Origin of the sequence: Mesorhizobium sp. M1A.F.Ca.IN.020.03.2.1 (assembly GCF_004023205.1) — a bacterium.
In the GTDB taxonomy this organism is placed as follows: Bacteria; Pseudomonadota; Alphaproteobacteria; order Rhizobiales; family Rhizobiaceae; genus Mesorhizobium.
The window spans coordinates 1-6,559 of the sequence record NZ_RZSV01000276.1 but is presented as its reverse complement, the minus strand read 5'-3'; the positions used below and the strand labels follow the sequence as shown (position 1 = coordinate 6,559).

9 protein-coding genes are annotated in these 6,559 nt (G+C 61.8%); 5 read left to right on the top strand and 4 right to left on the bottom strand.

Translation table 11 applies throughout. The annotated features are described in order from the left end of the window. The 4 genes from EOA79_RS28130 to EOA79_RS28115 all read right to left on the bottom strand — a co-directional run. Positions 1 to 550: demethoxyubiquinone hydroxylase family protein (locus EOA79_RS28130; RefSeq protein ID WP_164893973.1), on the bottom strand; the 550-nt coding region annotated here is incomplete at its 3' end. Further along, entirely contained in the window at positions 543 to 785 is a 243-nt protein-coding gene (locus tag EOA79_RS28125) for a glutathione S-transferase N-terminal domain-containing protein (RefSeq protein WP_095825258.1), read from the bottom strand. The genes EOA79_RS28130 and EOA79_RS28125, both read right to left, overlap by 8 nt. Before the next feature lies 1 nt (position 786). Beyond that, on the bottom strand, positions 787 to 1,524 hold the full coding sequence (locus tag EOA79_RS28120) for a hypothetical protein (protein ID WP_095825259.1): 738 nt from the start codon (positions 1,522 to 1,524) through the stop codon (positions 787 to 789). 3 nt (positions 1,525 to 1,527) lie between these two features. Next, entirely contained in the window at positions 1,528 to 2,739 is a 1,212-nt protein-coding gene (locus tag EOA79_RS28115; protein WP_095825260.1) for an NADP-dependent isocitrate dehydrogenase, read from the bottom strand. Positions 2,740 to 2,942: 203 nt separating this feature from the next. On the opposite strand from EOA79_RS28115, the gene EOA79_RS28110 reads away from it, so the two are divergent. The 5 genes from EOA79_RS28110 to rpsD form a co-directional block, all read left to right on the top strand. Continuing rightward, on the top strand, positions 2,943 to 3,782 hold the full coding sequence (locus EOA79_RS28110; RefSeq protein ID WP_095825261.1) for an RNA methyltransferase: 840 nt from the start codon (positions 2,943 to 2,945) through the stop codon (positions 3,780 to 3,782). Positions 3,783 to 3,861: 79 nt separating this feature from the next. Continuing rightward, positions 3,862 to 4,476: a DUF805 domain-containing protein gene (locus EOA79_RS33255; RefSeq protein WP_179293651.1), complete on the top strand. Its 615-nt coding sequence runs from the start codon at positions 3,862 to 3,864 to the stop codon at positions 4,474 to 4,476. Between the two features lie 106 nt (positions 4,477 to 4,582). Continuing rightward, entirely contained in the window at positions 4,583 to 5,383 is an 801-nt protein-coding gene (gene murI / locus EOA79_RS28100; RefSeq protein ID WP_067328310.1) for a glutamate racemase, read from the top strand. 59 nt (positions 5,384 to 5,442) lie between these two features. After that, positions 5,443 to 5,625, top strand: coding sequence for a DUF3008 family protein (locus EOA79_RS28095; protein ID WP_066995133.1), 183 nt, complete (start codon positions 5,443 to 5,445; stop codon positions 5,623 to 5,625). A gap of 405 nt (positions 5,626 to 6,030) precedes the next feature. Then, positions 6,031 to 6,559: 30S ribosomal protein S4 (gene rpsD / locus EOA79_RS28090; RefSeq protein WP_128293489.1), on the top strand; the 529-nt coding region annotated here is incomplete at its 3' end.

Here is a 6,559-nt window from a genome sequence, read left to right as displayed (position 1 = left end):
CCATTCTGACAGAGTCGCCCCAGGTGGACAGCCAGATGAGGCAATCCGTGGCGACGGCGATCGCCGCGCGCAGGAGGAGAAGCAGCGGGCCTGGTGCCAGCAGATGCTCCTCGGCGTGACGCAGATGGGCCAGCTCTTCCTCGCGGATCGACAGGATGATGGCGTGCAGTCCGGGATCGCGCCCGGCTAGATAGTAGAGCTGGTCGTCAAGATGGCGGTGCACGGTCGCTTCGACAGCGGCGGTGCATGCCCAGATGCCTTGTGGGCCGAGCAGGGCGGTGAGAAAGCCCAACAGCCAGCCGCCCCAGCTCCAGAACTGCATGACGCGACATGGACGCGAGTTTCGCATTGGCATGGCGGCACGGAAGGCGGCGCAATGCTGGCGCTCGTGTCCAAGCATCTCCGACAAAGACGGCACGCAATCGCGCCAAAAGTGCCGGGCGACAAAGATTTGCGCTGAATAGATCCTGATCGCTCCAAATTCGCCTGCGTGGTTGACCCGGACTATCCTGGCTGTGGTCAGCGCTTCGCGGCCGGAAAGCTCATGCATTGGAGAAGCTCGCCCGCCTGACGATGCGATCCCACCAGTCCTGCAAGTCTGGAAAGCGGGCAAGCAGCTTTCGCCCTTCGGCGACTTTGAGGAAATAGCCGATAATCGACGCCCCTTCCGCCGCGAAGATGTCGAGAGGGATGAGCTCGTAGTCGACGCCCTTTTGATTGAGCGCCATTCGCGCGATGCGGACATAGACGCTGTAATGGGCGCCGTAGATAAGAGGCTTTGCCACTTCATTCCTCTTTGGCTTGGCTGTCCCGTATCCAGACGCGCAGCGTGCCGGTGGTCTGAAAGCCGCAGTCCAGTGCACCATCCAGCCCGCCGCCGCGTTCATACCCGACCAGCGCGCGACCTTCAGCAAACGTATTGGCTGCGGCTCGCACAGCATCTCGATAGGTCGGCTTGCCATCCGTGGCAAAGACATTTGACAACCCGATCACGAGCTCGGATCTATTGGCTATGCAGCCGGCGGTGAAGCCGTCGGCCGTCCGTCGGCCAAGGATGGCGATGGCGGGGTCGGCCAGAACTGCAGTCGGAAAGACACGGCCGCTGGAGGAACCTGCGCCATCCGTCCAGGCAAGTTCCCACATCTCCAAGCTGGCTGCGTCCCCAACACGTTCCCAACCGGAGGGGGTCGTCGTTGGACGCCTTAGGTCCATCCAGATCCAGCTTGCTTCGAAGAGTTGGCTGAACCCGAGCGGTCGGAGATCCAGACGGCAGAAGCAATCCTTGACCGAAAAGCTGGTGGCGAGAACAGATGTCAGTCTGGCTATTTCTGCAAGTTGGATCGGTACGGCATCGGCATCCAAAGTGGCGGCATTGGGGTAGTAAGGAGGTGCTTGCTCATCGCTGGACCAGACGGAGCGGCTCCTCCGGCCGCTTAGCCCGTGCACCTTGAAAATAGCCTGGCAGAGGTCGGCATTGTTGCCAGCGCAAAGGCGACCCCTTTCGCTGGCAACAAGGCTCGGCACTTCTTACCCCATCGCCTTCTGCAGGTTCTCGTCGATCTTGTCGAGAAAGCCGGTGGTCGACAGCCAGGGCTGGTCGGGGCCGATCAGCAGCGACAGGTCCTTGGTCATGAAGCCGCCCTCGACGGTCTGGATGCAGACCTTTTCCAGCGTCTCGGCAAAGCGCTTGAGCTCGGCATTGCCGTCGAGCTTGGCGCGGTGGGCCAAGCCTCGCGTCCAGGCGAAGATCGAGGCGATCGAGTTGGTCGAGGTTTCCTCGCCCTTCTGATGCTGGCGGTAGTGGCGGGTGACGGTGCCGTGGGCGGCTTCCGCTTCCACGGTCTTGCCGTCCGGCGTCATCAGCACCGAGGTCATCAGGCCGAGCGAGCCGAAGCCCTGCGCCACCGTGTCGGATTGCACGTCGCCGTCATAATTCTTGCAGGCCCAGACATAGCCGCCCGACCATTTCAGGCTGGAAGCGACCATGTCGTCGATCAGGCGGTGCTCGTACCAGAGTTTTCTCGCCTTGAACTCGGCCTCGAATTCCTTCTCGTAGACCTCCTGGAAGATGTCCTTGAAGCGGCCGTCATAGGCTTTGAGAATCGTATTCTTGGTCGAGAGATAGACCGGGAAGTTGCGCAGCAGGCCATAGTTCAGCGAGGCGCGAGCGAATTCGCGGATCGACTCGTCGAGATTGTACATGGCCATGGCGACGCCGGCGCCGGGCGCGTCGAAGACGTCATGCTCGATCACCTTGCCGTCCTCGCCGACGAACTTGATCGTCAGCTTGCCCTTGCCCGGGAAGCGGAAGTCGGTGGCGCGATACTGGTCGCCGAAGGCGTGACGGCCGACGACGATCGGCTTGGTCCAGCCGGGCACCAGGCGCGGCACGTTCTTCATGATGATCGGCTCGCGAAAGATGGTGCCGCCGAGGATGTTGCGGATGGTGCCGTTGGGCGACTTCCACATTTTCTTCAGCTTGAATTCCTCGACGCGCTGCTCGTCGGGCGTGATCGTCGCGCATTTCACGCCGACGCCGTATTTCTTGATTGCGTTGGCCGAGTCGACGGTCACCTGGTCATTGGTGGCGTCCCGGTTCTCGATCCCTAGATCGAAATAGTCCAGCTTGATGTCGAGATAGGGGTGGATCAGCTTGTCCTTGATGAACAGCCAGATGATGCGGGTCATCTCGTCGCCGTCGAGCTCGACGACCGGGTTCGCCACCTTGATCTTCGCCATGGAAAAATGCCTCGTTGCTGGGGATCTGAACGGCCTTGCCCGTGGCTTCGGCCGAGGTTGGGCAGCGTATATCAAAGCCTTTTTGAGCGCGCAAACCGCGATCAGCCGATCGCAGACCGGTGTCGCGCTTGTGAATGCTTCATTTTCAGGCCCGGATGTGGCAGGGGACGCCGAAACGCCGCAAACCCCATGTACGGAGAGCCATGCGAGCCGCAAACGACACCGCCAAGACCGCCGGACCGGCGATCATCCTTGTCGAGCCGCAGCTCGGCGAGAATATCGGCATGGTCGCGCGCGCCATGGCGAATTTCGGCCTTTCGGAGCTGCGCCTGGTCAATCCGCGCGACGGCTGGCCGAGCGAGAAGGCGCGTGCCGCCGCCAGCCGCGCCGACCACGTCATCGATGCGACAACGGTGTTCGACGACCTTGCCTCGGCAGTGGCCGACCTCAACTTCGTCTTCGCCACCACCGCCCGCGAGCGTGACGGCTTCAAACCGGTGCGCGGTCCGGTGGATGCGGGCAGGGCGCTCCGGGCCCGCGAGCAGGCGGGGCTGCGCACCGGAATTCTGTTCGGCCGTGAACGTTTTGGCCTCTACAATGAAGAGGTTGGCCTGGCTGACGAGATCGTCACCTTTCCCGTCGATCCCGGCTTCTCCTCGCTCAACATCGCACAGGCCGTGCTTTTGATGTCCTATGAATGGATGAAATCCGGCCTTGCCGAAGAGACCGCGACCAACTTCGCCGGACCGGAGCTCGTTCCGGCGACCAAGGAACAGCTGCACAGCCTGTTCACCTATCTCGAAGGCGCTCTCGAGGCGCGCGGCTATTTCCGCCCGGAAGAGAAGAGGCCTAAGATGGTCGACAATCTGCGCGCCGTGCTGACGCGGGCGGGATTCGCTGAGCCCGAGTTGAAGGTGCTGCGCGGCATCATCTCGTCGCTCCACAGGTTTTCGCCGGCAATGCCGCGCGGCGACGGCTCACCGGGGGATGATCCAAGGCGGGCGCCGGCTATGCGCAAGCGAACAACGGACAAAGAAAGTTAAAATCCGTAAGCTCCGAACCTTCAAGGTAACCGAATATTATGCGGTTTGGTTCATCGTTCTCGAAACGATGGGGCAGCAGATGTTTACGTCCAATATTGGCCGTCTGCATTTCTTCTTCTATTCGCTAGGTCTGTTCATAGCGGAAGCGGTAACGATCGTGCTCTGCATTGCCGCAACGACCGGCTTCGCGGGATTGATCAATTCGATGCCGGGTCCGTCGCGGCAAAGCCTGGCCGGCGCCGCGCTTGTTGTGTCGCTCGTCTTCGTCGCGCTGCGCTGCAACATCGCATGGCGCCGCAGCCGCGATGCCGATGGTTCAGGCTGGATTCTCTGGTCCTATATCGCCTTTTCCGGCATCTATGGATTGCTGCAGGCCGGAACGCTTCTGGTCATCGATTTCGGCAATCCTGAGAGCGCGCCCGGTGGCCTGAACCTGCTCGGCCTTGCCATATTCGGCCTCTGGTGCACGATCCTGTGGGCAAAGCCTGTGGCCGGCAGCAACATCGATGAGCTGACCGAGGCTTTCGACTTTGAAGGCTCGTTGCCGGCGGAGGCGCTCCCCGCGAGGGCGACAGCGAGCGTCGCTCCAGCTGCGCCACGGACTGCTGCGCAACCCGCGCGTCCGGCGCCGGCGCCGGCGCCGCAGCCGTTTGGCCGGGCGCGACCCGCCGGCTTCGGCAAGCGGGGGCTCTGAGTTGCGCAAAAGCTGCTGGCATCTGCCACTTCAAGACCATGATCGTTCAGGATAGAAGCGCGGTTGGCCAAATCTCGGGTCAGCTTCTTCCTGTAGTCGGATGACAATGAACGATCGATCAAACCAGCGTCCGATCCTGATGTTCGATTCCGGTGTCGGCGGACTGACGGTGCTGCGCGAGGCGCGCGTCCTGATGCCGGATCGGCGCTTCGTCTATGTCGCCGACGACGCGGCTTTTCCTTACGGCGCATGGGAAGAGCCGGCGCTCAAGGAGCACATACTCGCCCTGTTCGGCAAATTGCTCGACCGTCTGCAGCCGGCGATCTCAGTGATCGCCTGCAACACCGCCTCGACCCTGGTGATCGATGCGCTGCGGGAAAAATTTCCCGGTCATCTGTTTGTCGGAACGGTGCCCGCGATCAAGCCGGCGGCCGAGCGCACGCGGTCCGGCCTGGTTTCGGTGCTGGCGACCCCGGGCACGGTTAAGCGTCAGTACACGCGTGACCTGATCAGCAAATGGGCGCAGAAATGCCATGTCCGGCTCGTCGGCAGCGACAGGCTTGCCGCATTGGCCGAGATCTATATGCGCGAAGGTTTTGTCGACGAGGAAGCCGTGCGCGCCGAGATCGCGCCCTGCTTCATCGAGCACGACGGGCAGCGCACCGACATCGTCGTGCTCGCCTGCACGCATTATCCGTTCCTGGCCAACCGCATGCGCAAGACCGCTCCGTGGCCGGTCGACTGGATCGATCCGGCGGAAGCCATTGCCCGGCGCGCCATGTCGCTGCTGCAGCCTATCGGCGAACCGTCGGGCGAGACCGAGCCCGATATCGCCCTCTTCACCTCTGGTAAGGTGGATTTCGCCACGCGCAGGCTCATCCAGGGCTTTGGGCTGACCTCGCGCTAGCTGGAACTGCGATAGCGCCGCAGCGTTTCTCTTCCCACTACCGCACAGGGAGAAATCGCATGCCAGCCAAATCGCAAGCCCAACAGAAGGCAGCCGGCGCAGCCCTTTCGGCCAAGCGCGGCGAGACCAAGAAAACCGAGCTTAAGGGTGCTTCGCGCGAGATGTACGAGTCCATGAGCGAGAAGCAACTCGAGGAGTTCGCCGAGACCAAACGCAAGGGACTGCCTAGCAAGAAGTCATGAACTCCTGCCTGGCTCTCAAGTTGGTGCCTGGATAGGAAACCCCGGCATGCCATGACGTGGCGGATCTGCTTTCGGCCATGCCAGTGCCTTCGCCGGGCTGCGGCTTTCTGACGGCAGAATAGTGGAGCCGGTGCGTCGCCGATCACGAGCTTGACACCGGTTAAATCTCTGTTTAACAGGGCCACCAACACCGGGCGGCGACGTCCGGTGGTTTCTTTTGCATGGGCAAGACCTCACCGGAAGCCAGTCTGTCGGCGGTCTTGTTCGAACTGACGTGTCCCGTGGGTTTTCCGTCGCGTTGCGTGGGAAATTCTGTCAGGCCTCGAAAACGGAGGCCAGAGGAGGGCGCGTTTCCTTCACCCGGAGCCAAGGGGTTCCGGGTATATCGTTTTGAAAGGGAATGCGATGAGCAAGCGCGAATCCGCGAAATACAAGATCGACCGCCGTCTCGGCGAAAATATCTGGGGCCGTCCGAAGTCCCCGGTCAACAAGCGCGAATACGGTCCCGGCCAGCATGGCCAGCGCCGCAAGGGCAAGCTTTCCGACTTCGGCCTGCAGTTGCGCGCCAAGCAGAAGCTCAAGGGCCACTATGGCGACGTTTCGGAAAAGCAGTTCCGTAAGGTCTATGAGGAGGCCAACCGCCGCAAGGGCGACACCTCCGAGAACCTGATCGGCCTGCTCGAGTCGCGTCTCGACGCGATTGTCTATCGCGCCAAGTTCGTGCCGACCATCTTCGCGGCCCGCCAGTTCGTCAACCATGGCCACGTCAACGTCAACGGCAGGCGCACCAATATCGGTTCGTACCGCTGCAAGCCGGGCGACGTCATCGAGGTGCGCGAGAAGTCGAAGCAGCTAGTCATCGTGCTGGAATCGGTAGGCTTGGCCGAGCGTGACGTGCCGGACTATATCGAGGCCGATCACAACAAGATGACCG